Here is a 1270-nt window from a genome sequence, read left to right as displayed (position 1 = left end):
GTGATCTTCCCCCGATAAAACGGACACATTTTTTTTCACGCTGCCAGGGCTTCATATTCTATTGGCGAGCAATAACTTATCCCTGAATGCATCCTCAAAACATTGTAGTATTTGTTAATGTAACTGCCAAGTGTTCCGCGCAGTTCTTTATCACTTTGAAATACATTACCACGAATAACCTCAGTCTTCATTGAATGGAAAAATGACTCCATATGCGCATTATCAGTACATTTTCCCGCTCGGCTCAAGCTATGAATTATCCCATGTCGTTTCAATACTTTTTGATAAACGTGTCCACGATATTCTACGCCTCTATCAGTATGGAGCATCAAATCACCGGACGGTTTTCGTTTCTTAACCGCATTTTCTAATGTGCGTTTCGTGACGTCCATCGTTCTATTTTTATCTAAACTCCAGCTAATAATACGCCGTGAATATAAATCCATTATTACCGACAAATAACGCCATACGCCTTTTACTTTCAAATACGTGACATCGGCAACCCATACTTTATCTTTAGCCAATGGCACTTCACCATCAGGTCTTAAGTTTGTACCGGTCGTAAGAAAGCGCTTATAAAACGCAGAGCGTGTAGTTACCCGCATCACTCTAGCAACCAGCCCAAGCGCTCGATACAACCGTTCTACACGCTTTTTACCGATGTTGTATCCTTGCTTTTGTAATGTTTTAAAAATGCGGGGACTACCATATCGTCCTTTATTCTCGGTAAATATTTGCTGGATTTTCTGTTTAAGTTCAACATCTTCTATCGCACGGGCACTGGGTTGACGCTCACGCCAATCGTAATAGCCACTTTTAGACACATCAAAAAATTTAAGTAACCTTTTGACCTTTATGTCGGGTCTGAGTTTTTCGATGAATCGATATCGGCTTGATGCTCCTCGGCAAGAAACCGTTGCCACTTTTTTAGAATAAACAGCTCCTCCTTAAGCTCTTTATTTTCACGTGCTAGTTCCTGCTCTTTAGTCAGTACTTTTTTGGCTTTTGATTGGCCAGCCACTTTTTTTCGTTTATCAGCCACAATTATTCCTTCACGATATTCTTTTCGCCATCGTGACAGCATAAATGGGTGTATGTCGAGTTTTTCAGCGACTGATTTTATTGTGACACCAACAACATAACTTAATTGAATAGCGTTAACTTTGAAGTCGTTTGAATACTTCCAAGTTCGTCTTGGATTATTGTACTTGGGCATAAGACACCTCATCTTTAGTTAGATTTTGGTGTCCGTTTTATCGGGGGAAGATCA

General features: G+C 40.2%; 1 protein-coding gene. It reads right to left on the bottom strand.

All coding sequences use genetic code 11. The features are described 5' to 3' along the window. Positions 1-35: 35 nt before the first annotated feature. A protein-coding gene (locus tag H4J56_RS19365; RefSeq protein WP_182259824.1) for an IS3 family transposase occupies positions 36-1216 on the bottom strand; the annotation gives its coding sequence in 2 pieces (ribosomal slippage) (positions 36-931 and positions 931-1216; 1182 coding nt in all). Between the last annotated feature and the right edge of the window lie 54 nt (positions 1217-1270).

This window comes from Colwellia sp. BRX8-4 (assembly GCF_014077345.1).
GTDB lineage: Bacteria > Pseudomonadota > Gammaproteobacteria > Enterobacterales > Alteromonadaceae > Colwellia_A.
The sequence above is the reverse complement of the archived record's forward strand: the minus strand, read 5'-3'. Positions and strand labels throughout refer to the sequence as shown.